25 protein-coding genes and 1 tRNA gene are annotated in these 25,009 nt (G+C 46.5%); 11 read left to right on the forward strand and 15 right to left on the reverse strand.

The features are described from left to right. Positions 1-26 precede the first annotated feature (26 nt). Entirely contained in the window at positions 27-1,124 is a 1,098-nt protein-coding gene (locus tag HPY86_01555; GenBank protein NPV13603.1) for a hypothetical protein, read from the reverse strand. A 3-nt stretch (positions 1,125-1,127) separates the two neighbouring features. Further along, a complete protein-coding gene (locus tag HPY86_01560) occupies positions 1,128-2,093 on the reverse strand; it encodes a hypothetical protein (GenBank protein NPV13604.1) in 966 nt (321 codons plus the stop codon). A 594-nt stretch (positions 2,094-2,687) separates the two neighbouring features. Here HPY86_01560 and HPY86_01565 point away from each other — a divergent pair. Continuing rightward, positions 2,688-2,762: transfer RNA gene (locus tag HPY86_01565), tRNA-Pro, on the forward strand. A 23-nt stretch (positions 2,763-2,785) separates the two neighbouring features. On the opposite strand, the gene rplT is transcribed toward HPY86_01565, so the two are convergent. The 4 genes from rplT to thrS are packed head-to-tail and all read right to left on the reverse strand — an operon-like array spanning position 2,786 to position 5,788. Then, positions 2,786-3,145 (reverse strand): 50S ribosomal protein L20, encoded by a 360-nt coding sequence (gene rplT / locus HPY86_01570; GenBank protein NPV13605.1) that lies wholly within the window; start codon positions 3,143-3,145, stop codon positions 2,786-2,788. Positions 3,146-3,157: 12 nt separating this feature from the next. Further along, entirely contained in the window at positions 3,158-3,358 is a 201-nt protein-coding gene (gene rpmI, locus HPY86_01575; protein NPV13606.1) for a 50S ribosomal protein L35, read from the reverse strand. After that, a complete protein-coding gene (locus HPY86_01580) occupies positions 3,355-3,825 on the reverse strand; it encodes a translation initiation factor IF-3 (protein ID NPV13607.1) in 471 nt (156 codons plus the stop codon). Before HPY86_01580 ends, rpmI begins: the two co-directional genes overlap by 4 nt. Positions 3,826-3,877: 52 nt before the next feature. After that, positions 3,878-5,788, reverse strand: a complete 1,911-nt coding sequence (gene thrS, locus HPY86_01585; GenBank protein NPV13608.1) for a threonine--tRNA ligase — start codon at positions 5,786-5,788, stop codon at positions 3,878-3,880. A 102-nt stretch (positions 5,789-5,890) separates the two neighbouring features. Here thrS and HPY86_01590 point away from each other — a divergent pair, with 102 nt between their 5' ends. The 10 genes from HPY86_01590 (at position 5,891) to ffh (ending at position 13,030) form a co-directional block, all read left to right on the forward strand. Further along, positions 5,891-6,385, forward strand: a complete 495-nt coding sequence (locus HPY86_01590) for a DivIVA domain-containing protein (protein NPV13609.1) — start codon at positions 5,891-5,893, stop codon at positions 6,383-6,385. Then, complete coding sequence (locus HPY86_01595; protein NPV13610.1) at positions 6,318-7,154, forward strand: purine-nucleoside phosphorylase; 837 nt, start codon at positions 6,318-6,320, stop codon at positions 7,152-7,154. Before HPY86_01590 ends, HPY86_01595 begins: the two co-directional genes overlap by 68 nt. After that, entirely contained in the window at positions 7,151-7,900 is a 750-nt protein-coding gene (gene bamD, locus HPY86_01600; GenBank protein NPV13611.1) for an outer membrane protein assembly factor BamD, read from the forward strand. Before HPY86_01595 ends, bamD begins: the two co-directional genes overlap by 4 nt. Continuing rightward, positions 7,900-8,523 carry a nicotinate (nicotinamide) nucleotide adenylyltransferase gene (gene nadD / locus HPY86_01605; GenBank protein ID NPV13612.1) on the forward strand — a complete coding sequence of 208 codons (624 nt, stop codon included), beginning with the start codon at positions 7,900-7,902 and terminating at the stop codon, positions 8,521-8,523. The genes bamD and nadD overlap by 1 nt, the downstream gene beginning before the upstream one ends. Before the next feature lie 66 nt (positions 8,524-8,589). After that, entirely contained in the window at positions 8,590-8,853 is a 264-nt protein-coding gene (gene yajC, locus HPY86_01610; protein NPV13613.1) for a preprotein translocase subunit YajC, read from the forward strand. Positions 8,854-8,889: 36 nt separating this feature from the next. Then, the gene (def, locus tag HPY86_01615; protein ID NPV13614.1) at positions 8,890-9,441 is read left to right on the forward strand and encodes a peptide deformylase; all 552 of its coding nucleotides are present in this window, start codon (positions 8,890-8,892) and stop codon (positions 9,439-9,441) included. Further along, positions 9,432-10,376, forward strand: coding sequence for a methionyl-tRNA formyltransferase (locus HPY86_01620; protein NPV13615.1), 945 nt, complete (start codon positions 9,432-9,434; stop codon positions 10,374-10,376). The genes def and HPY86_01620 overlap by 10 nt, the downstream gene beginning before the upstream one ends. Next, positions 10,363-11,112: a PASTA domain-containing protein gene (locus tag HPY86_01625; GenBank protein ID NPV13616.1), complete on the forward strand. Its 750-nt coding sequence runs from the start codon at positions 10,363-10,365 to the stop codon at positions 11,110-11,112. Before HPY86_01620 ends, HPY86_01625 begins: the two co-directional genes overlap by 14 nt. After that, positions 11,109-11,759 (forward strand): ribulose-phosphate 3-epimerase, encoded by a 651-nt coding sequence (gene rpe, locus HPY86_01630; protein ID NPV13617.1) that lies wholly within the window; start codon positions 11,109-11,111, stop codon positions 11,757-11,759. Before HPY86_01625 ends, rpe begins: the two co-directional genes overlap by 4 nt. Then, entirely contained in the window at positions 11,744-13,030 is a 1,287-nt protein-coding gene (gene ffh / locus HPY86_01635) for a signal recognition particle protein (protein ID NPV13618.1), read from the forward strand. The genes rpe and ffh overlap by 16 nt, the downstream gene beginning before the upstream one ends. A gap of 355 nt (positions 13,031-13,385) precedes the next feature. Here the strand turns inward: ffh and HPY86_01640 are convergent, their stop codons facing one another. The 9 genes from HPY86_01640 to HPY86_01680 are packed head-to-tail and all read right to left on the reverse strand — an operon-like array spanning position 13,386 to position 24,985. Next, positions 13,386-14,639 (reverse strand): adenosylhomocysteinase, encoded by a 1,254-nt coding sequence (locus tag HPY86_01640; protein ID NPV13619.1) that lies wholly within the window; start codon positions 14,637-14,639, stop codon positions 13,386-13,388. A gap of 27 nt (positions 14,640-14,666) precedes the next feature. After that, positions 14,667-15,869, reverse strand: coding sequence for a methionine adenosyltransferase (locus HPY86_01645; GenBank protein NPV13620.1), 1,203 nt, complete (start codon positions 15,867-15,869; stop codon positions 14,667-14,669). A gap of 33 nt (positions 15,870-15,902) precedes the next feature. After that, positions 15,903-16,817, reverse strand: coding sequence for a tRNA (adenosine(37)-N6)-dimethylallyltransferase MiaA (miaA, locus tag HPY86_01650; GenBank protein ID NPV13621.1), 915 nt, complete (start codon positions 16,815-16,817; stop codon positions 15,903-15,905). Next, complete coding sequence (gene mutL, locus HPY86_01655) at positions 16,814-18,421, reverse strand: DNA mismatch repair endonuclease MutL (GenBank protein ID NPV13622.1); 1,608 nt, start codon at positions 18,419-18,421, stop codon at positions 16,814-16,816. Before mutL ends, miaA begins: the two co-directional genes overlap by 4 nt. Next, positions 18,414-19,211, reverse strand: a complete 798-nt coding sequence (locus HPY86_01660) for an MBL fold metallo-hydrolase (protein NPV13623.1) — start codon at positions 19,209-19,211, stop codon at positions 18,414-18,416. Before HPY86_01660 ends, mutL begins: the two co-directional genes overlap by 8 nt. Before the next feature lie 60 nt (positions 19,212-19,271). Beyond that, positions 19,272-19,931 carry an HD domain-containing protein gene (locus tag HPY86_01665; protein ID NPV13624.1) on the reverse strand — a complete coding sequence of 220 codons (660 nt, stop codon included), beginning with the start codon at positions 19,929-19,931 and terminating at the stop codon, positions 19,272-19,274. 46 nt (positions 19,932-19,977) lie between these two features. Then, positions 19,978-20,463, reverse strand: a complete 486-nt coding sequence (locus tag HPY86_01670; GenBank protein NPV13625.1) for a hypothetical protein — start codon at positions 20,461-20,463, stop codon at positions 19,978-19,980. Between the two features lie 55 nt (positions 20,464-20,518). Then, positions 20,519-23,371 carry a HEAT repeat domain-containing protein gene (locus tag HPY86_01675; protein ID NPV13626.1) on the reverse strand — a complete coding sequence of 951 codons (2,853 nt, stop codon included), beginning with the start codon at positions 23,369-23,371 and terminating at the stop codon, positions 20,519-20,521. A gap of 15 nt (positions 23,372-23,386) precedes the next feature. Next, positions 23,387-24,985: a M6 family metalloprotease domain-containing protein gene (locus HPY86_01680; GenBank protein ID NPV13627.1), complete on the reverse strand. Its 1,599-nt coding sequence runs from the start codon at positions 24,983-24,985 to the stop codon at positions 23,387-23,389. Positions 24,986-25,009: the final 24 nt, after the last annotated feature.

Below are 25,009 nucleotides of genomic sequence, written 5' to 3' on the forward strand. Positions count from 1 at the left end.
TTTTCTTTAAATTATAGAGGAAGTCTTTATTCTGTCAAAGATTTCTTACTCAATGCTCGTCTTCGTTCCAAAAGAGAGATAAACGCTTCGAGACGAGTGATAAACCCAGCCTCGCTGGTATGTTCATCAACAGAAATAGAGAGAAAAGGAATATCGTACTCCTGGCTGATTTTTATAAGGGTCGGCTGTACTACGGTGCTGGGCATACAGGCAAAAGGGTGGATATGAATTACACCATCGTAACCTTCGCGACAGGCAAGGATCATATGCCCCACTGAGTTGGCATCTTCTCCACCCACACAATAGCGCCAATAATTTTTTGCCATATTCTGAACAAAGGTTATTTCATTTTTGCCAATCCGGAAGCCGTGGAAACCGAGCCAGCGTGGACCAGTAAGAAACGGTTCGAGAATGCCCCCCATCTCCCCTACGCGTTTTATAATATTAAAATTAATAAACGGTTCTATGGTGCAGTAACTTTCGCCGATCAGTTTGATTTTGAGAACATTGGTCCGGCCGTTTCGCGGAAGGTTTTCAAAACGGTGGGCAATTGATGCTGAGATGTCCTGTAACTCTTTTATTACTTGGGCTCGGGTGATTTCCTTCATAATTTCGTCGAAAAGTCGGTGGCACTTTTCAGGTTGTTTTACTAACGGAAGCGTTTCTCGGAGCGCTTTGTAAGTTTTCTCCAATGTCATCGCTTTCCACCATCCCAACCGAAACGCCTTTAAAGTCTTAATAACTGCCCCGGATAAACTACCATTGTTTAATTCGACCACCGTTCGGACAATCTCCTGGATACGGTCACGACGCAGTTCAATTAACCTGAACCGATACCCTAAGTCGCGTAAGATGTCAGCCTGCAGCCGGCCGTAGTAACCAAATCGGCAGGACCACGAACCGCTTACATACGCTAAAGTGTCAGCACCTGATTTTAGTGCGTTTAGCATATTACCCAATGTAATTTTAAAGGGAAGACAGATGGTTTCAGGAGCAATCTGGGTGCCGATTGCTACGGTATTTTTATTGGGTTCGGGCGGAATAACTACATCAGCGCCGAGGGTACGTAAAATCGGTTCTAACACCAGATGGATGTCTCCCATATAGGGAAATGCAACTTTCATATCTTACTTTTGTCTTCTGACCTTAAGCAAATCAACAAATGCTTCCAGTCTTGTTTTTAATCCAGTTTCACTCGTATGTTCATCAATAAGAAGTGTAAGTATCGGGATGTTTCTTCTTGAAGCGACTTCGCGCCGTATTAGTTCATTTACAACTGAAGCGGTGCCACAGGCAAAGTTGGAGAATAAAATTAACCCGCTGATTGTTTTGTCCTGAATCAGTTGTCGAGCACTGGTAATTAATTCCAGTTCGTAATACCAGTTAGGGGTGTTTTTGGTCAGGGCATTCTGAATAATCTGCTTTTCTTCAGGGAATAAGACAACCGGTTCGGCGCCGCAGGAATTAATGAATTTGAAAATCCCCCCGTTCAGGTATTCGTCAAACAACAGGTAAGGATGGCCAATAAGACCGATTTTTATTTCAAAATGATTGTGCTTTAAAAAAAGCTTGTTGCTTCGTTGCGTGAACATATGCATTGGTGTTGCTATTTGTCGTGTTAATTCATTTGCCGCACGCGCCGCTCTTTTTGCCACTTGGTAGGCTGCTAATGCGTCCTCCTTTTTCACTTTCAATTTGCGGGCAAAATGGACTAATGCGGTGGTTTCAGAAAAGATTCTGTCGTCGATGACTAATTCTATAATAATTTCATTTAAATTAGGAAAAACGGCTCTGGTCAAATCGGGAAGGGCGAGTGCTTTGGGGCATCCAAAATAAAAATCATTGCCGATTTTTCGGCACACCAATCGTGGAATTAACATGGCGTCCACCTTTTGTTGTAAAATCGTAATGTGACCCAGGAATACCTTGACCGGGAGACATAATTCAGAGGGTGCTACTTTTAGTCCTTCTTCAACCATTTGGAAAGTTGTTCCGGGAGTCAGGACTACCTCGAAGCCGAGTTCTTTTAAAAAGCTGTTCCACAGGGCAAAATGGTGAAATGTGTGGAGCGCGCGGCATAGCCCGATTCGCATTGTGAAATTATATATTACACGATGTTCGGGTCAAAAGGAAATTTTGCCAGTAAAAGTTTTTTGCTATATCGTTGAGTTGACTGTAAATAAGTAGGGTGGTAAAATAAATTAATTCAGGATGCGACGATTTCTTAAAAGACTCATTTTGTTACTTTGCTTCGCATGTAATACCGGTTCTCAGATTCGAAGTTTTATATTATCGTCAAATCAAGCAGTTCAAATTGGCAGATATCCGTACTACTTTCGACTTATATCCGAAGACGAGATAAAGAAAAGAGGAATTACCAGACTGATAAAGGGCGGAGAAAAACACCGTTTCCTGCTTCAACATGAGTTAGAAACTAAGTTAGGTATCTCTTTACCACAACCGATAAAATACAGTTACACGGGGTACGATTCGATTAATCAGCGTATTATTATTCGTTATTATGCTTCTAATCCTCAATCTCGTATCATTGCAGGCTGGCAAGCGCAACTTGTTTATCAACTTCCTTCATTGGTATTGGAAAAAATATATATTAGTGAAGTTCCCTTAGAATAAAAACCTTCTTGACTTTATAGTCAATTTGTTATAGGATTAAAAAAGATATATATCGGGGCGTAGCGCAGTTGGTTTAGCGCACCAGCTTGGGGTGCTGGGGGTCGCTGGTTCAAATCCAGTCGCCCCGATTTAATTTAAGCCAAACCCGGGGTTAACTTGCTAAGTGTTGTTTTGCCAGTGCGACCAGCTGGGCAAAGTCATCCGGGGATTTAATTGCAACTTCGGAAAGAATACTCCGGTCAAGTTTCACTCCGGCCAGTTTAATACCGTGCATAAATCGGCTGTAACTCAAGTCATATGGACGGAGTGCAGCATTAATTCTGGTTATCATCAATGCCCGGAAGACTCGTTTTTTCTGCTTACGGTCACGGTAAGCGCTCAATAAACCATGCATTACCTGCAGCCGGGCGGTTTTGTATAAACGGGATTTTCCTCCCCAGTAACCTTTTGCCTGCTTCAACCATTTTTTGCGTCGTTTTCTGGTCGCTGGTCCTGTTTTAACTCGTGCCATTATGCTCTCCTGTTATAAGTAAGGAACAAGTTTTTTTATTGCCTTGACTCGTGTTTTATCGACGATTGCCGTACGATGGAGCCGTCGTTTACATTTACTACTTTTGGCGCTGTTATTATGGCTTGTTCCGCTATGGCGATGAAGGTATTTCTTATTAGCGGAACATTTGAGCCGTTTTTTTAGTGAACTTAAAGTTTTAATTTTTTGTTTCATTTGGGCACCAACATCAATTGAATAGATTTTTTTCCTTCGGTTTGTAACTTAATGTTCCCTTCTACTTTTGCAACATCAGCAAGGTCTTGTCGTATTCGGTCGATGAGTTGATAAGCCAAGTCGGTATGGAGAACTTCTCTACCTCGCAGCCACAGGGTAAGTCGAACGCGGTCTCGGGCGGCAATAAACTCGCGCATTTTCTTGAGTTTTACTTCGTAGTCGTGCCGGTCAATTTTCATTTTCATCCTGATTTCTCGAACCTGAGTCTGATGCTGTTTCTTTTTCGACTCCCGCTGTTTTGCCTTTTGCTCGTAAAGGTGCCGACCATAGTCCATAATGCCACATACCGGCGGTTCTTCTTTTGGGGCTAACATTACCAGATCGAGGTTTTGCCGTCGCGCCAGTGCAATCGCTTCGCGCGTTGGCATAATCCCAATTGGCTTTTTATCAACCCCAATTACGCGCACATAAGGAACCCGAATCTGCTCGTTTGCCTTTGGTCGGTCCTTATAGAAATCTTTAATCTTTTCCTGTTGCTCTTCCAGAGGTTTCCTCCTTTATTTGTTCCAATACTCTTTCCAGCGGCATACTGCCAAGATTCCCTTTACCGCGTCGGCGCAGAGAAACCGTATTAGTCGCCTTTTCTTTGGCGCCGACGACCAGCATAAAAGGAATTTTTTGTCTTTCCGCTTCACCTATTTTATAACTAATTTTATCATTATTTAAATCAATTTCAACTCTGACATTTTCCTTTTTTAGCATTGCAACAATCTCACGGGCGTAATCTGCTTCCTTATCGGTCACGGTCAAAACACACGCTTGAACTGGTGCCAGCCAGGTTGGAAAAGCACCACCGTAATGTTCAATCAAGATTCCGACAAACCGTTCGATACTACCAAGGACGGTACGATGGACAAGATAGGTCGGCAGGTGTTCGCCATTATTATTCATATAGTAAACATTGAATTTCTGGGCAAGATTAAAATCAAATTGGCAGGTGGCACATTGAAACTCTCTTCCCAATGAATCGGCAAGATGGATATCAATTTTGGGACCATAGAAGACCGCTTCGCCTTCAGCGCGGGAAAAATCTAACCCCAGTTGTTTCAATGTGTTTACCAGGGCATTTTCTGCTACGGACCACTGTTCATCAGTACCAAGATAATTTTCCGGATGTTTGGGGTCGCGCACGGAAAGGGCAACGCTAAATTTCTCGAAACCAAATTGGCGTAGCATTTTAAGCGATAAAGAAATGACACCGTATATTTCTTCTCCGACCTGCTCCTGAGTGCAGAATATATGGGCATCATCTTGAGTGAATCCGCGGACTCGCATTGTTCCGTGGAGCACACCGGAACGCTCATATCGATATACTGTTCCCCATTCTGCCAATCTGAGGGGTAAGTCGCGATAGGAGTGAACTTTTGTGCGGTAAATGAGAATATGTCCCGGACAGTTCATTGGTTTTAATACATACTCCTCCTTTTCCACCGGAAGGACATACATATTTTCCCGATAATAATCAAAATGTCCTGACTGCCGCCACAGCTGCGCCCGGGCGATATGAGGAGTTACTACCAGCTGATAACCGTTGGCAAGATGCTCTTTTTCCCAGTAATCCTGGATGATTCGGCGCACCGTAGCACCTTTCGGATGCCAGAACACTAAACCGGCACCCGCCTCTTCATGGAAACTGAATAAATCCAGAGCCGGTCCCAGTTTACGGTGGTCGCGCCGCTTAGCCTCTTCGATGCGCTCCAGCCACTCTTTCAGCAAACTTTCATCAGGGAATGCTACGCCGTAAATTCGCGAAAGCATTCGGTTCTTTTCATCGCCGCGCCAGTAAGCCCCAGCAACGCTTAAAAGTTTTATCGCTTTGATTTTTCCTGTGTCAGGAAGATGTGGTCCACGGCAGAGGTCAACAAAATCGCCTTGCTCGTAAACCGAAATCTCTTCATCAGGTATTTCGGCAATAATCTCCAATTTGTAGGTCTCCCCTCGCTGCCGAAACAGTTCTATTGCCTCTTCTTTCGGTAAAAACTTGTGAACAATCGGTATCTGTTGTCGCGCCAGTTCACGCATGCGTTCTTCAATCCTGGGTAAATCATCTTCATTGAAAGGCTTTGGGACATCAAAATCATAGTAAAACCCTTCGGGAACTGCCGGACCAATCGTAACTTTCGCTTCCGGGTAAAGTTGTTTTACCGCCTGTGCCATCAAATGCGATGCCGAATGCCAGAATATTTCGCGGCCTTCCTTTGAATCAAAGTACACGGGAAGCACTACCGCGTCTTCCTTTATCGGAAAGGAAAGGTCAACCAGCCGGCCGTTTACCATCGCCGCCAGTGCCTTTTTATCATTCAACGCTGCCCCAGCCGTAATGCCGGGCTCGACTTCTTGGACAGCACCATTAACCGTAATTTTTATCACGGTTCAATCTTACTCAATGATATCGGTGTGTCAAGTAACCGATATTTGGTTTGGAATGATACTTTTTCTTGACACCGCTTCTTATAAATATAGACTAAAACGATGGCGTTAACACCAATTGAAATAAGGAAGAAGGCATTTTCTGTCTCGTTCCGGGGATATGCAGTAAAAGAGGTACGAGCCTTTCTTGCCGTCGTTGCCAATGAGTTTGAAGAACTCCGTAAGGAACGAGCAGCACTGGCAGAAAAGGTCGATGAACTTGCTTCACGAGTAGCCGCTTATGAAAAAATGGAGAAGCTACTTAAAGAGACGCTGCTTACGGCACAACAGGTTGCCGATGAGATGCGCGCCAATGTGGAGAAAGAGCGTGAACTGATGATTGAACAGATAAAGCAGGAGGCAGAAAAGATGCGGTCCGAATTAAATGAGTTACAAAAGCGGCGGGCGCTGATACTCGATGAGGTCAAAGGTATTGCCAATACTTACTTGGCAGTAGTAGAAAGATTTGAAAAAGGACGGTTAGAACTAAATGAATCCGACACACACTCCAACACTGAAACAAAGGATTCAAGAGAGCGTTCAAGCGATAAGAAATAGAACCGCTTTCAAACCGCGAATCGGGATAATTCTCGGTACCGGTTTGGGTAAACTTGCGGAGAAGGTAGAAAATGCCGTAACCATTCCCTATGCGACAATTCCCCACTTCCCCATTCCGACTGTGGAAAGTCATGGTGGTCGTTTAATACTTGGAATGTTGAGTGCTAAACCGGTGGTGGTAATGCAGGGTCGGTTTCATTACTATGAAGGTTACGAACCTCAAGAAATTACCCATCCGGTGCGGGTAATGAAGGAACTGGGTATCGATACGCTGATTGTCTCAAACGCCGCTGGTGGCTTAAATCCTGAGTTTCAAGCCGGTGATATTGCAGTTATTACCGACCACATCAATCTTACCGGTCAGAACCCTTTAAGGGGACCTAATGACGAAACGCTGGGACCACGATTTCCTGACATGTTTGAATGTTATGACCCGCAATTGATTAAACTGGCGGAAACGGTCGCGGCCGAACTGAGCATAATCCTGCGCCGGGGAGTTTATGCCTGGGTTACTGGTCCCAATCTTGAAACTGCCGCCGAGTATCGCTATCTTCGCATTATCGGCGCTGACCTTGTGGGAATGTCAACGGTACCGGAAACAATCGTTGCCCGGCATGCCGGATTACGGGTTCTCGGTTTTTCGGTTATCACCGATATGGGAATACCTGAGCAGCTCCAGCCAGTTGATCTGGCAACGGTGCTGCGTGTCGCCAACGAAGCCGAACCGAAACTTACGGCAATCGTGCAGGAAGTGGTAAAAAGGATTTGAAACCTTTCCTAAGTTTGAGGCTGATACTACTGTTAGTTCTGACTGTCACCGCCTGCCCGAAAAGACAGGAACAAACAAAGCCCGCAACACCCCAGGAAGCGCTGGAACGAGCACTGTCCGATAAAAAGGCGAAAAAGTTTCAAAAAGCGGAAGAAGGTTTTACCTACTTAATTTTTAACTTCCCCGGTAGTGCCCAGGCAGCTGATGCTCAGTTTTACCTGGCTGACTGTTATTTTGAAAGTAAAGATTATGAACAGGCGCAAAGTGAATTCGACTTTTATCTTAAAAATTTTCCGAACGGACGATTTCAGGAAGAAGCCGCTTTTAAAAAAGCGATAGCGGCATTGCGTTCGGCACCAGCGCCCAATAAAGACCAGAGTGATGTATTGAAAGCCCAAGAATTACTGAACGAGTTTCTTGAAGAATACCCTGACTCAAGATTCCGGGAGCAGGCACAAAACGCTTTGAAGGAAATTGAGTCCCGTTTAGTGCAAAAGGAGTTTGACGCCGCCCGACTCTATTTCAAGGCTGGCGAGTACAAGTCCGCGCTGATTTATTACCAGTTCATTAAAGAGAACTATCCGGAAATTAACTGGTCAGAAAATGACCGTTATCAGTTCGCTGTTTGTTATTATGAAACTGGCAATCCTGAGGCGGCGCGCCCGATTTTCGAAGAATTGGTTACCAGTGCAATTTCCCCTCGGGTTAAACAGGGGGCACAGCGTTATCTCAACCGGATACACTAATGCGGCGCTGTACGGTTAACAGAACCCGCATTGGTATATTCGGCGGTTGTTTTGACCCTATTCATTTGGGACATCTTCTGATAGCGGAAGATGTTTTACTTAAATTAAAATTAGACAAAGTCATTTTTATCCCGACCTTTCATCCTCCTCATCGACCTCCGCCTGTTGCCTCTTATAATTCTCGGGTCGAAATGGTCCGGCGGGCGATTGCTGGTAATCCCCGATTTGCTCTTTCCCGGGTAGAAGAGAATCATCCCGGGCCATCTTATACTGTACAAACTCTAACCCGTCTGCGCCTTATATTCCCTCAGGCTCGTCTTTTTCTTATGTTGGGATATGACCAATACCGTTCGATTGCTCGCTGGCATAAACCACTGGAACTTACCAAAATAGCAAAACTGGTTGTTATGAGTAGGCCCGGTGTTCCACAACCTTCCCTTTTGCCAGGACACAAACCCAGCGATGTAATCTTTCTTAATGTTATCCCGGTGGAATTAACAGCAACGATCATAAGAGAACGACTTGCCAAAGGGATGTCTATTTGTTATCTTATACCAACAGCAGTGGCGGAGTACATTTATAAAAACCGCCTTTATTTAAAAGATAAAAACAAAGGAGGATAGGTGATTGAAATCGCATTTGCCCAGACTGGAACAGGCACCACTCCCCAGCCTTCTGGTGGTTTGGGGATGCTGGGTAGCCTATTACCACTGATTCTAATATTTGTGGTGCTCTATTTTCTGATGATTCTTCCCCAGCAACGTCGTCAGAAAAAACACCAGCAGATGATTGCCAGTCTTAAAAAGGGCGACCGGGTGGTATTTGCTTCGGGCATTCTTGGTGTTATCACAAATGTGAAAGAGAACACATTTATGGTCAAAGTGTCAGAAGGCACAGAAATTGAAGTGGAAAAAGGTGCGATTGCATACAAACTGGGTTCTTCGGGTCAATAAGTAACAGCCTTAATAGTTTCGGGTAAGGGGTTCTTAATGGCAGAATTGGTCAATGTCGATAATAGAGGTAAATGTCGGAGGATTGTCCTTTACGGGAATCCAGTATTAAGGACTCCTGCCCAGCCTATACTTGAATTAAACCAGGACATTGAGCACCTTATTCAGGACCTTCTGATTACGATGATTAAGAAAGATGGTGTTGGGCTGGCGGCAAACCAGATTGGCATTCCTCTGGCGGTTTTTGCTCTTAACCCTCCGGCTTGCAATTTGGACCGTCCTCCCCTATGTATCATAAACCCGGAAGTTGTGATTACCGAAGGAAAGGTTGAAGAGGAAGAGGGTTGCCTTTCCCTGCCGGACATTTATGAAATCGTTACCCGGCCAGAGTTTGTCCGCATTAAAGGTCTTAGTGTTGAAGGTAAACCGTTACATATGGAAGGTACCGGTTTGCTGGCTCGTGCCCTTGTTCATGAAATTGACCATTTGCGTGGTATTCTGTTTATCGACCATATCAGTGAGCTGCGCCGCAAACTACTCGCCCCAAGGCTCAAACAACTTGAAGAAATGGAGCGCCAGATTTGCGGATAGTTTTCTTCGGTACCGCGCCATTTGGGATTCCAACATTAAAGCTACTTCAGCAAAAGGGGTTGGAAATTGTTGCGGTCGTGACCAACCCTCCACGACCTCAGGGCCGCGGTTTGAAGCCCACCCCTTCGCCTGTTGAACTTGTTGCCCGGGAGAATGGTATCATAGTTCTTTCGCCCGAGAATCCCAACGGTCGCGATTTTATAGAAAAACTAAGCAGTTTTAAACCGGATTGCGGTGTCCTCGTCGCTTACGGTGTTATTTTGAAAGAACCGCTTTTAAACATACCCCGGTATGGATTCATTAACCTTCACCCTTCGCTGCTTCCTCATTATCGGGGCGCAGCACCTATTCCCCGTCAATTGATGGATGGTTGCACCGAATCCGGGGTGACCGTTATCAGAATGGATAAAGGGGTTGATTCAGGTGATATTTTGAATCAAATCCGGGTTGAAGTTTATCCTGAAGAAACAGCAGGAGAACTTGAGACGCGGTTATCGTTGCTCGGGGCAGATTTGGTTTACAAAACCCTAATCGAAATAAAAGAAGGCAGGGTAAAAAACCAGCCGCAAAACGAAAGTTTCGCGACCGTCGCACCTAAACTAACAGCAGCCGACCGAGATATTGACTGGCAGAAATCAGCCCAGGAAATTCACAATCGGATTCGAGCCCTGTCGCCAGAGCCCGGTGCAATAACCTATTTTCGGTCGAACCGGTTGATTATTCTTCGTTCCCGTATTTTGAGCGAGAAACGCAACATCAAACCGGGTACAATCGTTTACAGCGCTTCTGGTCTGGTCGTTGCTACCGGGACCGAGTTACTCGAATTGGTTAGCTTGAAACCCGCCGGGAAAAAAGTTTTAACCGGCCGAGATTTTATTAACGGCTACCGTCCGCAAGTTGGAGAAAGATTGGGCAGGTACGATGAAGAAATCTAAAAAGCCATTGCGCGTTTTTATTAGCCTTTTGATACTGCTTGCGATTCTTGCCCTTGTTTTTGGAATTGTTAACCTGCTGATGCCTATCCTTGTTCATAAGGGCAAAGAGGTATCTGTTCCTAATCTGATCGGGTTAACACCCGAAAAAGCCGAAAGCCTCCTGCTTAAATCAGGGTTGAAAAAGGGTGAAGTTCGAACTGTTCCCAGCGCCGAGATTCCCGCCAACCGGGTGTGCGCACATTACCCGCGAGCCGGACGCCGGGTAAAAATTGGTCGGGAAGTTGACTTGGAAGTAAGTGCCGGTGTCAGCAAGGTCCGGATTCCTAATCTTGAAGGTTTACCCTTGGCGAATGCGATAACCGCTCTGGAACGTTCTGGCTTTGTTATCGCTCGGGTTGAATCGATTCGTACAGCAACAGTACCGGCGGGCAGAGTTGTTACCTTATTTCCTCCGGCAGGAACCGAAGTTCGCCGGGGTACTGAGGTGGTAATTTCAGTTTCGACCAAAACTGGTACTTTTCCAATGCCTAACCTGGTCGGGCTAAACATCGAAACCGCGCGCGGGATTATTGTTTCCCATGGGCTTATTCTAGGCGGAATAAAGTCCGCTTCAAGTAGTGAACCGCTGGGCACAGTGCTTTTCCAGTATCCGGAAGAAGGTATGTCTGTCGCAAGCGGGGATACGGTTAATCTAATCGTTGTTCGGGAATCTGAATCGTCGGAACAGAAAAGATGACGAAAGTCTCGGCTTCGATTCTCGACTGTAACTTTCTTCGGCTCGAAGATGAGGTGCGCGCCGTGCTCGCGGCTGGTGTCGATGCTTTGCATCTTGATATTATGGATGGACACTTTGTTCCCAATCTCAGTTTTGGCGTGCCGGTTGTTAAAGCGGTCCACAAAATCTCTTCGGTTCCGATATACTCTCACCTGATGGTAATTAAACCAGAAAAAATCATTGAGAAGTTCCTCCCCTACTCTGACTACATTATCTTTCACATTGAAGCAACTGATGACCCGGAATGCTGTATAAACACCATTTCTGCGGCGGGCAAAAAAGCGGGAGTTTCTTTTAATCCCGACACACCAATTGAAACAGCATCTTCCTTACTGAACAAGGTGGACGATGTTTTAATAATGAGTGTCTTCCCGGGTTTAGGTGGACAAACATTTCTTCCCCACTCTCTTGAGCGCATCAAGCAACTTTACGACATGCGGATTCAAACCAAAACCCAGTTCACGATTTCGGTTGATGGCGGGATATGCCCGGCAAATTGCCGGCAGGTAATAGAGGCAGGTGCCGATATATTGGTTGCGGGTAGTGCGATTTTTAAAAGCAGAGATTATACTCAAACGGTTCGTCAATTGAAATGTTTGACATACTAACTCAGAAACTTACTGAGCTGCAGCGCAAACTCCTTGGTCGGGGTAAGCTAACCCCGGCAGAAATTACCCGAACTCTCGGAGAAATTCGTACCATTCTCCTTGAAGCTGATGTCAACTACAAGGTTGTAGGCCAGTTTATTCGCGGGGTTGAAGCCCGACTTAAAGAACAGGACATTACTGCCAGTTTGAAGCCCGGCGAATTGATATCTTATGTTGTTTACCAGGAAATGGTAAAACTGCTTGGTACCAGCAGTGCCAGGTTGGATTTAAGGAATAGTCCATCGATAATCAGTCTGGTTGGACTGCAGGGTACCGGTAAGACAACGCTTTCTGGAAAACTTGCGTTCCGTTATCGTAACCGCAAACCGCTCCTTGTTGCCTGTGACCCGAAAAGACCGGCAGCGGTTGAACAGTTAGAGAGTGTTGCCCGCCGTGTTAACTGCGATTTCTTTCCCGTAGAAAAAGATGTGATTACCACCTGCATTAAAGCACGAGAATATGCTTGCAAAAATGGTAATGGGCTTTTAATCCTCGACACCGCAGGCCGACTGCACATCGATGAAGAGTTAATGAGCGAACTCAAAGAGATTCAAGAAAAGATTAAACCCGATGTTACGCTGCTTGTTCTTGATGGAATGGTAGGACAGGATGCGGTTAACCAAGCCTCGGAATTTAACGAACGTCTGGTCCTGACCGGTTGCTGTTTTACAAAACTTGATGGTGATGCCCGGGGCGGTGCGGTACTTTCGGTTCGCCAGGTAACTGGTTTACCAGTTTATTTCATCTCAACAGGAGAAAGACTGGAAGACATTGAAGAGTTTCATCCTGACCGTATCGCAGCACGCATCCTCGGTATGGGTGATATCAAAACCCTGACCGAAAAGGTGCAAAGCGTTACTGACGAAGTTACTCAGCGCCAGATGGCAGAAAAATTTCTTAAGGGTAAATTCAATCTCGATGATTTTTTAAGACAGCTTAAGGCGGTTAAAAAAATGGGTTCTTTCTCCAAGTTACTTTCCCTTGTTCCGGGGGCTGGTAATATCGATGTTGACGAAGATGAGTTTGTTAAGATTGAGGCAATTATCCAGTCAATGACGCCGGAAGAACGGCAGAATCCAGACATTATTGATGGTTCACGACGGCGCAGAATTGCTGCCGGTTCGGGAACAACAGTTACCGATGTTAACCGGCTCCTTAAAGAGTTCGAGCAGGCACGGCTTCTTGCCCGACAACTGTCGTCGGGCAAAGGACCCCGTTTCCGAATCCGGTAGCGCAAATCTGTCGCTTCTTGTCATCGGTTTTTCGTTATTTCGGGATAGAGTGGTTTGGGAAGATAGTAAAAATTAACTATCTATAACAGCATTCTTTAACATTGCGGTAATATGTAAGTTAGCCAGTGAATCAGTTAAAATTAATACTAATGACTGCTATAAAGGGGAATATCGTCCCGAATACTACTCAGGGGGTCGTTAGGGGAACGGCTCCCTGATTGACTACCCGAACGACTCTTTAACTTAATCGGTGATAAATGCCTCTATTCATTTAGAGGTTAACTTTGGGGCTCCTCTCCAGGATTATTTCTTCCAGAATAGGTCCTGGTGAATTAACCGATACACTGTAAAGGACTTAAGTACCTTCCTGCCAGGATGCTATGTACTCTTTTTGCTCCCTGGTCAGCCGGTCAATTTTAATCCCCATCGTCTTTAACTTCAACTCCGCTATTTTCCGGTCCAAATCTTCGGGCAATTTGTAAACCCGGGGTGCTAACTTCCCTTGATTTTTATAGATAAACTCTATTGCCAGAGCCTGGTTGGCAAAAGACAAATCCATTACCATTGCTGGATGTCCTTCAGCTGCAGAAAGGTTTACGAGTCTGCCTTCGGCAAGAAGAATCACCCGTTTACCATTGGTCAGTGTGTGTTCAACGCAAAACTGCCTTAACTCTCGCTTCTTTTTAGTAATCTTGTCCAGGGCACGGCGATTGATTTCAACATCGAAGTGGCCCGCATTACAGATGATTGCACCATCTTTCATTTTCAGGATGTGGGCTCGGTCTATAACATTAATGTCGCCCGTAACGGTAACAAAAACATCGCCAAGTGGCGCCGCATCTATTAGTCGCATAACCCGGTGTCCGTCCATTCGTGCTTCAAGCGCCCGAATCGGGTCAACCTCGGTCACAATCACCTCAGCACCTATCCCACGCGCCTTTGCTGCTAAACCGCGGCCACACCAACCATAGCCACAAACAACAACCGTGGCACCGGCAAACAGTATATTGGTCGCTCTTAATATACCATCGAGCGTTGACTGCCCGGTTCCGTAACGGTTGTCGAACATAAATTTCGTATAGGAGTCGTTCACCGCAATTATCGGGTAACGCAACACCCCGGCTTTTTCCATACTGCGCAACCGGATAACACCGGTGGTCGTTTCTTCGGTACCGCCTAATACTCCTTGGACCATCTTACCGCCCTTTTTGTGCAATGTGGAAACCAAATCGGCACCATCATCGGTGGTGATATGCGGTTGATGGGCAAGCGCTTGCTCGATATGACGGTAATAACTCTTTCGGTCTTCACCTTTAATGGCAAAAACCGGTATCCCCTCTTCTACTAAGGCGCTCGCCACTTCGTCCTGAGTGGAGAGTGGGTTTGAGGCACAGAGCCGAACACGAGCACCTCCGGCCGTTAATGTGCGAACAAGGTTGGCGGTTTCCGAAGTCACATGTAAACAGCAACTTATCCGAACATTTTTAAGTGGTTTCTCACGGATAAATCGTTCTTTCACCAGAGATAGAACGGGCATAAACTTTGCTGCCCACTCAATTTTATTCCTGCCTTTTGAAGCGAGGGTCAAATCTCGCACATCATACTCAATCCCTTTTGATTTCATTCTAACTCCTTTTTACAAACCAATCTCCGCCCGTATCTCAGCCACCTTATCGGTCTTTTCCCAGGTAAAAAACTCCAGTTTTTTACCCGACAGTTTGTCTTTCGCAACTCGTGGTTTCCGGCCAAAATGGCCAAACACCGCGGTTGGCTGATAAATTGGACTGCGTAACTTCAGGTGTTCAATCATACCCTTGGGTGTAAGGGGGAAAATTTTCCGTACCACCTCCTGAACTTTCGTTTCAGGTACGCGGCCGGTTCCCATCATATCAACTGAAATGTCCACCGGGTCGGGTTTACCGATAACATACGCCAGCCTGATTTCTACTTCTTCACAAACGCGAGCGGCAACTAAATTTTTAGCGATATAACGAGCCATATACGCTGCGGACCGGTCCACCTTGGTTGGGTCTTTACCGGAAAATGCGCCACCACCATGTCTTGCCCAACCACCATAAGTGTCAACGATGATTTTTCTGCCGGTCATTCCGGTGTCCGATTGTGGACCCCCGACCACAAACTTGCCGGTCTCATTGACATAGAATTTGGTCCTGTGGTCCAGATACTCCTTGGGTAAAATCGGTTTTGCCACGACATCAATAATTTCTGCCCGGGCTTTTTGGGTAATTTTTGTGCCGGTAGGGTTAAGGATTGTTTCGTCGTGATGAGCGGCAAGGACAACGCTGTCAATTCGTCGCGGCACGCCATCTTCGTACTCAACTGTTACCTGTGCCTTTCCATCGGGCCGCAGATAAGGAAGAATGTTTTTCTTTCGCACCTCAGCCAGCCGTTCTACAAGGCGATGGGCAAGAACAATGGGTAAGGGCATAAGTTCCTCGGTCTGACGGCAGGCATACCCAATCATCATCCCCTGGTCCCCGGCACCACCAACGTCAACTCCTTGCGCAATATCCGGCGACTGCCGGCCGATTACATTCAGTATCGCACAACTGTCCGCATTTAAACCACACCTGGAATCAACATAACCAATTTCTCTAAGAACCCGACGCACCAGTTGTTCCAAATCCACCCAGGCGGTTGTGGTAATTTCACCGCCAACCATAACCATTCCCACGGTTACAAATGTCTCACATGCTACACGGCCTTTCGGGTCTTGTCTTAAAACCTCATCTAATACTGCGTCCGAAATCTGGTCGCACAACTTGTCCGGGTGTCCTTCGGCAACCGATTCCGATGTAAACCTAAAATTTCTTTTCAAGTTGCACTCCTTTCTTTGAATTTCCATTTAAGCCTAATGTTTATCTTTTAACAGGTCAAGCAACAGCGGCGCCAGTTTATCGGCAACTTCATCGGCGCTTGTAAATTCAAGCCAATGGGCATCTTTAAGTCCTCGAAACCAGGTTAACTGACGTCGAGCATACTCCTTGGTTTTTCTCTTTGCTGTAGAAATCGCTTCTTCCAAACTCAGTTCGCCATCAAGATAGCGCAGGAGTTCTGCATAGCCATAGGCGTTGGTGATGTAACTACTCTGATTTAATCCCAGCTCTTTGAGCTGTCGCACCTCATCAAGCAATCCATTTGCCATCATCTGGTCAAAACGCTTATCAATTAGCGCATGAAGCCGCTTTCGCTCCATATTGAGAACAGCATAGACCGGAACAAATTCCGTTTTCTTTTTTCTTTCGGCAGTGAGTTCAGAGAAACGTTTCCCGGTTAACTCATATATCTCCAGCGCCCGAATTATCCGTTGCCGGTCATTGGGATGAAGTTGTTTTGCACGCTCCGGGTCAACTTCCATTAGTTTACGATAAAGCTCTGTAACTGGTAATGCACTGAGTTGACTCCGAAGATCCGGCCTATGCGCCGGTGCATCAAAGAAGGGTTGAAAGAGGGCTCGCAGGTAAAAACCGCTTCCGCCGACAATGATAAAATTGCGCCCTTCGGCATTTAGCCGGTGCATCACCATCAACGCGTCCCGGGCAAAATCTGCTGCGGAATACAACCGATTGGGTTCAACGCAGTCAATCAAATGAAATTTTATCTCCTGCCGTAGTTCAACCGAAGGTTTTGCCGTCCCGATATCAAGGTGCCGATAGACCTGCCTCGAGTCGGCAGAGATTATCTCAACGCCATACCTCCGTGCCAGAATTACCGCGACATCGGTCTTCCCCACTCCTGTAGGTCCAGTTAAAACAAGCACCCTCAAATTCTGCCGAACCTCCGGTCCAGGTCTTCAAGGGTAATCTTAATAATCACTGGCCTGCCATGGGGACAGAAGTAAGGTTCCCGGCAGGCAAAAAGCCGGTTAATCAGTGATACCATCTCCTCTTGCGTGAGACGCTGCCCGGCTTTGACCGCGCCTTTACAGGCAAAAAGTTTTGCCAGTTCTCGTTCGACGGTCGCTTTTTCTAAACTGGTTTTAACCAGTTCCGCAAAGAACTCTCTGATTTCGCCTTTACCCATATACGAACCTGCCGGGACACTTTCAACAACAACGGTACGGCCGCTGAAAACTTTTGTTTCCATCCCCATCTGGCGGAGTTTTACCTTGATTCTATCGTATGCTTCAAACTCCTCGGCGCTCAGGTCAAGGGTTACGGGAAAAAGTAACCCCTGAGGTTTTGCCTCCTGCTGACGGTGCAGGAGCTCTTCATAAATTATCCGTTCATGTGCTGCGTGTTGGTCAACGATTACATAACCTGATGCTACCTGAGCGAAGATGTAACTGTTGTGCAATTGCCAAAATTCTCCCGGCATTTCGCCATCCTGGATAATTCGTTCCTGAACAAACAGGCCGGTGTCCTCTATTTGTGACCGGCGCTGAATTCCCAGACCTTTCCGGACCGCTTCTGAAACAAAATCAAACAGGAAGCGTTCATCGGCAAACCTGACTTCCTGCTTTGTTGGATGGATATTAACATCCAGCCGTGATGGCTCGGTCTGGATGAAGACGACAAAATTGGGATGGCCACCGGAAGGCATAGGTCCGTACCCGTCGTAAACTGCCCTTGTCACTACCTGGTTGCGCACCGGACGGCGGTTGAAAAACACCACCTGGACGTCAGAAAATCCCTTTACCTGAGTGGGGTCAGAAAAAAATCCGTGAAGGCTTAACACAGGATTGTCAACTTGAAATTCAACCAGCCCTTCGACTGTTTTCCGGTCAAACAATCCCAGCAGCCGTTCCCGATATGAACCGACCGGTGGCAGATTTACCACCAGGCGTTCGTTGTTTATCAATTCAAATCCTATCTCAGGAAAAACTATCGCATAATTGCGAAACGCTTCCGCTACCATTCGGAACTCGTAATTTTCTGATTTCAAAAATGCCCGTCGTACCGGCAGGTTAAAAAACAGAGCCTTAACAGTTACCGTTGTACCTTGAGGGTGGGCAACTTCAGCAAGTTCTTTTATTTCGCCACCTTCTATTTCTAATCGCGTTCCAGCTTGCGTTTCATCGGTGTTGGTCTCGATTGTCATCCGGCTGACTGCGGCGATTGATGCCAGTGCTTCACCGCGAAAGCCGTAACTCTGAATTCTGGTGAGGTCGTCAACCGAACTCAGTTTGCTGGTAGCGTATCTTGCCACCGCCTGTCGGACATCGTCTCGGTTCATCCCGATTCCATCGTCGGTGACCCGAATCAAATTTTTTCCACCGGCTTTTATCTCTAACCGAATTCGTTTCGCCCCGGCATCAATGGAATTTTCGATTAATTCTTTAACCACCGATGCGGGTCGAACAATCACTTCCCCTGCTGCAATTCGGCGCACAACCTCTTCGGGAAGCGGTAAAACTGGCTTTCTATGCATTGCCCTTCAGGTATTTAGCAAACTCAATCAACATCCCATCCTCGGCGGCTAAAACCGTACATCCGGTTCGTTCACTTAACTCCCGAGCCAATTTCCAGGGCCGAGCACGAATCATTGTCATCCCGAAATGAGTCATTATTGAAAGTTTCGGCTTCATTGCCTTTATCAACTCTTCCACTTCAGGAAAATGTAGGTGGTCGAGGTTTGATGGTGTGTAACGAACAACATTATAGATTACCACATCGGCGCGGTAAAACTCAGCCAATTCGGGAAAGTACGCGGTATCAGCGATATAAGAGATGCTCATCACATCAGTTTTAAACTTAAATCCGTAAACCTCGCAGCGATGACGGTGCCTTACCGGGCAGGTAAACGATATCGGGCCAATTTGATATTGTGCTCCTTCTTGCAGAACTACGACCGCTTCAAGAAAACTCCGCAAATAACGCAGAACTACCGGGTCATCTCCTTCCAGGGCGTCCTCAGGGGCAAAAAGTTTTCCGCGCGGTTCGGTTCCACCCAGTGTCATTGCCTCGATTAGTACATTGACATCCGCCGCATGGTCAAGATGGCGATGGGACAAAAGAATAGCGGCAAGTCGTGTGGGGTTCAGTTTATGCCGGCTACTCGTGGCTCGTACCAGAGCGCCGGGACCAGGGTCAACAATAAACTGGGTGTCCTGGAGGTTAAACCAGATACCGCCTGAGGCACGCACCTGCTTGGCAATGACGATTCGCGCGCCACCTGAACCCAGAAAGATTAAACTGTCCGGTCGGGGCTGATTTTCCATTCATATTGAGCATAAGGCGGCATAGAAAATTGTCAACTTCAATCGCGGTAAAGTTAAATTCTATACCAGCTTTGTACCATTGATTACCAGTTCAAACTGGCATTTGAGGAAATCGGCGGCACGTCGGGAGATGAGCATTCGGCTGAGGAAAATTTCAAAATATTCCATTACCGGTGCAATTCCCGTATCAACATTTAAGTCGAAAATAATTCGGTGTTGAGTACTGTCAACACTGAGCGTTGATTTTCTTACCGCATAATTTACCCGGTCGTGGATATCAAACTTTATCAGCGCTGGATTCCGCACCCGGCTACGGTGAACATCTGACTTATCGGCAAGAATCAGGGCAGCCGCTATCTCAGAGATAGGATTGCCGCCTTCTTCGTGATGGTTGCCAATCGCTGCCATTATCTGAGAAACTTCGCCAAATTCCATTCCAAGCCGGACCAGTATTTCCCGTGCCAAAAGGGCGCTGGTGCGCTCATGCGCCTCCCGATTCACAACATTCCCAATATCATGGAGATAACCAGCGATGGCACTTAACTCCGCCACTCTTTCATCGTAGCCCAATTGAATAAGAATCCGACGACTGTTTTTCGCCACAAGCCGAGCATGGCGATGTCCGTGTTCCGTATAGCCCAAAACCGCCAGCTGCCGGTCGGCTTCGGCGATTAGAGCTTGTGCCTCAGGGTCTTTTTTTACCTCACGTAAACAAATCATACCCCATTTATCTGAACCGGATACGCAAAAGTCGAGTCGTGCTCAATCAGTCAGGTTGCCGCTCCGTTGCAACCTGTTCGTTCGCAAGAACCTGTTTGAGGTAGGCTTCGTAATCAGAGAGTAATCTTTCGTCCCCTACCATCTGCGCCTTCCAGCGAATCGCCACTTCATTTACTCCGAAAGTTTTGTCAAGAAAAACCTGCAACTTGGCACCAGTGGGATAGTTTTTGTCCTCAATAATGATTCCGCTCGTCGAGACATTGTCCCCACAGACATTGTAAACTTCAACCGCTTTCTCCGGATTGTAGTCCCACACCTGAGGACCTCGCACCGCCCGTTTGTACATCAGGAATTCGATTAAGTCATTGGCAATCGATATCATCAATGCGTAGTCGATCGTAGGGTCGGCACCGGCAACATAATTTTTGATTGGCAGATGGAGGGCAAGGCCGCACTCGCCTCGACCTTCACCAACGAAAATCCGGGTTGGGTCGATGTACTCGCGCAACTCTAATGACTGGATGTACAGCACTCTTATAAATTATAAGATTTAAACCCGCTCGGTCAAGTTGTGCATTCGATTATTTTTACTCACCAAACAAGCGCCGGTAAAACGAAATAAGGAATGGGTTTTTTTCTTCAGCCCGGGCTGCTGACAGTGCAGTTCTAACATCATCATCAAGCATCTGCGCCAATGTTGCGACGGTGCACAACCGGACAAATGGGTCGTAATGCCTGAGATAGCCTGTAATTTTTTGCCGGCAGCGGTTTTTTACCTCTTCATCTAAAAGGGTGTCATGTTTTGATACAATCTGTCCGGCTGCTCTTATTCCATGTCCCAGCGCGGGTGGAGATAACCGGTCAAGGTAACTGAGAATCGAATCAAGGCTCACCACTCCCAGAGATACCAGCGATGCCTCGGCCGCGCTTCGAACCGTAAAAAATCTGTCGCTCAGCGCTTCAATTAAACTCGGAATTACCACTGGATTCTTCAGTTTGCCGCAAGCCTCTGCGGTAACAATTCTGGACAGTTCAAAGGTATCTTTTAGCAAATAAAGAATCTGGGGAACGACTGTGGAATCACCGATACTTCCCAGTGCGTAAACACCGCGCCTTGGAGTAATCCGGCCTTCTTTAAGCGCCAAAAGGATTGAATCAACTACATCCCGGGCACTTTTACCCATTTCACCAAGCCAATAAGCCGAGTTCTGCCGGGCAAGAAACCTTTCGTCTCTCAATCCTTTCAGGAGATAAGGTTTGGCGGTGTCAGGAAGTGCTTTGACCAGTGCCAGTACCGCTTCGGACTCCAGACCGTCCTTTGTGTCCAGTTTGTGATTGTAGATATACTCCATTGCCTTGCCTCCCAGGCGAATAAGTTCCTTACGTGCCCGCAACACCTTTTTTCGTGCATTGCCCACTGCCCAGATTGATGCTGTTTTGAACACACTTTCCACCGGAGCGGTAATTACCGAATCGATACTGGCTTCCGATGTGTCAACATTGGGCTCGTAGTCAATTACCGTAGCCGGACGATCAAGGTCAATTCCTGACCCATAAGTTCCTTTTGTCCAGGAACTCTGGTTTTCAGCAATGTTCTTTGCCGGGTACTGGTCTTTGCCAGCAAAGTCAAGAAATACACCAATACCTCCGAATCCCCTTGCCCAGTTGGAACTACCCTGAGCAATTAACGATTCCGAGGTCATATACCAATCCTGTCCATCGGCATCAAGGAAAAGTCCAACGGAATTTGTTAAACCGATACCCTGGCCTCCTGATGCGTAATAGCCATCATCGCCCTTGCGGTCAAAAAGCACCCCGACAGAAAGGTCGTGTCCTTCTCCTTGCGATGGACCAAGACGGGAAAAATAAGAGTCATTACCCTCTTCATCGATTAAAGCGCCGATTGAAAGATGAATCCCGGCACCCTGGGAATACTGAGCCGCAGTGTAGTGGTCAAAACCTTCCCGGTCGTAAAGCATTCCTAAGGAATACCAGTAACTTGTTCCCTGACCGAACACCTCGGCATTGTAAAAGTCATTGCCTTTAAAATCACAAAGAAAACCGATCCCACCGCTTGCGTCAGGCCGCACCCCAATCGCAAACCCTTGAGCAAAAGACCGATATTCTCGAGGTAGTAAGGGTTCATGTAAGTACCTTCCTCCAGAATAGTATAGGTCCTGACCACTTCCCTCAACAAGAAGCCCATAACCCCAGGTTCCAGCAAAACCCTGACCGTAACAGAAACATCGATAAGAGTCATTGCCCGCATTGTCGATTAAAAGCCCAACTCCATAGTGACCTGCCCCCTGAGCAAAGAAACCGGCATCATAAATATCGTGCCCTGAAACATCCCACAGTACTCCGGTGCCAAATATCGTTGAGCCCTGAGTGTAATGACGAGAGCGGTAAACATCGTCACCGGCAATATCGAATAAAAGGCCGCATCCGAAAAGTGAGGCACCCTGAGAAAAAAGTTTTTCTGTCTGGTAAATATCATTACCTTCAAGGTCAATGACTATCGAAAAAGGTTTATCCAGAATCCCTACTGTACCCCCAGCACGATTGAAATACCGATCGTAACCAGCCGGGTCAATGATAAGTGCCGCATCTTCTCGATACACATCATCGCCGATGGTCCCAATAATCACCTTTCCCCATCGGGTTTCAAACACAGTCGGGCTATTTCTCCAGGTGTCCTGACTGGTATTCATTTCTTTTAACAGCTCGATTGCCCGGGTTGTACCTATTGTTATGGTGATACCGGCTAAAGCAAGTGACCGGCGGTCAATCTTTCGGGCATAAGCTAACAGCGTTTCAGATTTCACTTGAATAGTAGTGTCGTAATCCTTTCCAAACTCCCGGTGGAGAATACCACTGAACCCTTTTTCCAGTGTGTCGTCCTCGTCCTTCCAGAATGCTGGTGCTTCGCCCAGTAAAATGTTAAGTTCTCGCTCCGGAATTTGGGCAACTGCTTGTTTTAAAAAACTATCCGCGACCTCAAAACTAACAAGAATTGTGTTAACTGCTCGGCTCAATCTATCGTCTTTTTCCTCGTAATTTTTAGATTTTTCCCGTCTTTTTATCGCGTAGCCAATTTTAACGGTATCGGCATTTGATAACCCTAAATCAATTGCCTTATACTGTTCGAAAATTATCCCGGTGGGCGATTTTGATAAACGTTCAATGCGTGCTGCACTACTTTCTACATAAGGCGCTACTTCAAGCGGATGGGAAAGCAACCGGTCAACAATCTTAAGACGAAAAAAACTGTCCACTGCCCAGAATTTGAAAAAACCCAATTCTTCTTTTTTCATCCCCTGAATTTCAAGCGCCTGATTTAGCGTGTTCTGAAAAAGCGCATCAACACTATCCACTTTCTTTATTCCTATCCCGAAAACAAATCCAAGTAAAACCAATACCAGGAACGAAACTTGTCTCATTTTTCGTCTCCTCTTTTAATGTTGATGGATAAGTTTGTAACTTAGATCTGAATCATCCGTTTTTAAACGAACCAGATAAACACCCGCTGGTAAAATATCTCCTTTTCCATCCCGGGCGTACCATATAAGCCTATTACGAACAACACCGTGGTAGACTCGTTTTCCAAGACTGTTGTAAATTGCCACCACAGCAGGTTTGTCCGAATTGAGTTCAATTACTGTCTGGCTAAAGAATGGGTTCGGGTTTGCTTTAAGTATCCACTGGGGTCTTTTTTGCTCTTGTACTCCGGCTGGCGTTGAATCGAATGTTACATCGCAGATAATTGTGTCACCAACCTCCTGAATATTACGAATACTTACATAGGTAGGCCGGCCGTTACGTGCCCGGCTTGAAGGGTTGGACCAGTTGTCAAAAACACGGCGGTTCCAGATTCCAGGTAGTGGGTCAGAACTGTCTCCTAAGGCTTCATGATAGATGTGCGGGTCGGGCCGAACACCATTACCGTGGTCCAGATGATAAGTTGAGTCCTCCTCAAGGTCAACCACATCATGCATTGAGCCTGCACCCGGGTCAATGTGCCAGATGAGAAGTCCGGACCAGGGCAACGGTGCGTCAAACCCCTTCTTTTGTCGATTTTCGAGATAAAAACAGGTGTCGGAATTTGAACCATTACGCCAGACTTTATAAATCACTGGATTTGTTTCAACATCAACAATCCGCAGGTTGAAGGTATCACGGGTTATAACAATTGGTGTGACAAAACCCGCTTCAACTTTACTCCACGCTTCCATATGAGCAGGACTCCACGGTGTATTTCCACCCGCACCCCAGGCACCATAGCCCATTAAACCCCAGTAACCAACCCCCCACGAGTATCGTGAATTATCGTAAAGGTCGGGAAGTCCAACCAGATGTCCTAATTCATGACACATCACCGCTATGCAACAAAGGGTTGTTTCGCGGGCTTCAGTAACCAGAGCAAATTCTGGTACATTGGTTACACCCTTGATCGTTACCCCATCGTTTGTTCGGTAATTAAAACGAGGAATTGCGTGTGACCAGCAGCAATTGACATCGCCATTGTCAGCACCATCGGCACCGGCATGAACCATAAACATCGCATCAATAGAATCGTCATTGTTCAGGTCAAACTGGCGAAAATCAACTAACTGGTCAACTTGCTGGATATTGTCCCGTGCCAGCTGTCCGCCTGTGAAAAGCATGTAATTACCGTCGTAATAACGGGAATAGTTGTAGTTAGAAAGAAACCAGCGATTACCAGCAATTCCCCCGCGTACTGTATAACTTCCATAAGAGTTTTCCAGGAAAAAATCGTTTAAACTGCCTGCTCGATAAGGTTGTCCGTTGTAAACTCCGGTAGAGTACAGCATTGAATCAAAACGAGCTGGTGAGTGTTCAATTGTGTCCGCACGATTGTCCGGGAACTGCATCAAAATCGTAACCGTCTCACAGAAGTCATACCCTTTGAGCCGATTTGGTCCTGGGACCTCAACACCAGGTGGAAAAACTGGGACTGGACCCTTGAACCCTGGTTTGGGTGGCATTGCCAGCGCCAGCCCAGAAACTAAAATCAAAACGAGTTTTCCTTTCATTGCAACTCCTTTAAAATTGACAAT

The organism is candidate division WOR-3 bacterium (genome assembly GCA_013177935.1).
In the GTDB taxonomy this organism is placed as follows: Bacteria; Hydrothermota; Tepidihabitantia; order Tepidihabitantales; family Tepidihabitantaceae; genus Tepidihabitans.

Bases quoted from the DNA above. Each gene is read 5' to 3' on its own strand.
- HPY86_01555 (NPV13603.1), bottom strand. From the start codon at position 1,124: ATGAAAGTTGCATTTCCCTATATGGGAGACATCCATCTGGTGTTAGAA.
- HPY86_01560 (NPV13604.1), bottom strand. From the start codon at position 2,093: ATGCGAATCGGGCTATGCCGCGCGCTCCACACATTTCACCATTTTGCC.
- rplT (NPV13605.1), bottom strand. From the start codon at position 3,145: ATGGCACGAGTTAAAACAGGACCAGCGACCAGAAAACGACGCAAAAAA.
- rpmI (NPV13606.1), bottom strand. From the start codon at position 3,358: ATGAAACAAAAAATTAAAACTTTAAGTTCACTAAAAAAACGGCTCAAA.
- HPY86_01590 (NPV13609.1), top strand. From the start codon at position 5,891: ATGGCGTTAACACCAATTGAAATAAGGAAGAAGGCATTTTCTGTCTCG.
- HPY86_01595 (NPV13610.1), top strand. From the start codon at position 6,318: ATGAATCCGACACACACTCCAACACTGAAACAAAGGATTCAAGAGAGC.
- nadD (NPV13612.1), top strand. From the start codon at position 7,900: ATGCGGCGCTGTACGGTTAACAGAACCCGCATTGGTATATTCGGCGGT.
- yajC (NPV13613.1), top strand. From the start codon at position 8,590: ATGCTGGGTAGCCTATTACCACTGATTCTAATATTTGTGGTGCTCTAT.
- def (NPV13614.1), top strand. From the start codon at position 8,890: ATGGCAGAATTGGTCAATGTCGATAATAGAGGTAAATGTCGGAGGATT.
- HPY86_01625 (NPV13616.1), top strand. From the start codon at position 10,363: ATGAAGAAATCTAAAAAGCCATTGCGCGTTTTTATTAGCCTTTTGATA.
- rpe (NPV13617.1), top strand. From the start codon at position 11,109: ATGACGAAAGTCTCGGCTTCGATTCTCGACTGTAACTTTCTTCGGCTC.
- ffh (NPV13618.1), top strand. From the start codon at position 11,744: ATGTTTGACATACTAACTCAGAAACTTACTGAGCTGCAGCGCAAACTC.
- mutL (NPV13622.1), bottom strand. From the start codon at position 18,421: ATGCATAGAAAGCCAGTTTTACCGCTTCCCGAAGAGGTTGTGCGCCGA.
- HPY86_01660 (NPV13623.1), bottom strand. From the start codon at position 19,211: ATGGAAAATCAGCCCCGACCGGACAGTTTAATCTTTCTGGGTTCAGGT.
- HPY86_01665 (NPV13624.1), bottom strand. From the start codon at position 19,931: ATGATTTGTTTACGTGAGGTAAAAAAAGACCCTGAGGCACAAGCTCTA.
- HPY86_01675 (NPV13626.1), bottom strand. From the start codon at position 23,371: ATGAGACAAGTTTCGTTCCTGGTATTGGTTTTACTTGGATTTGTTTTC.
- HPY86_01680 (NPV13627.1), bottom strand. From the start codon at position 24,985: ATGAAAGGAAAACTCGTTTTGATTTTAGTTTCTGGGCTGGCGCTGGCA.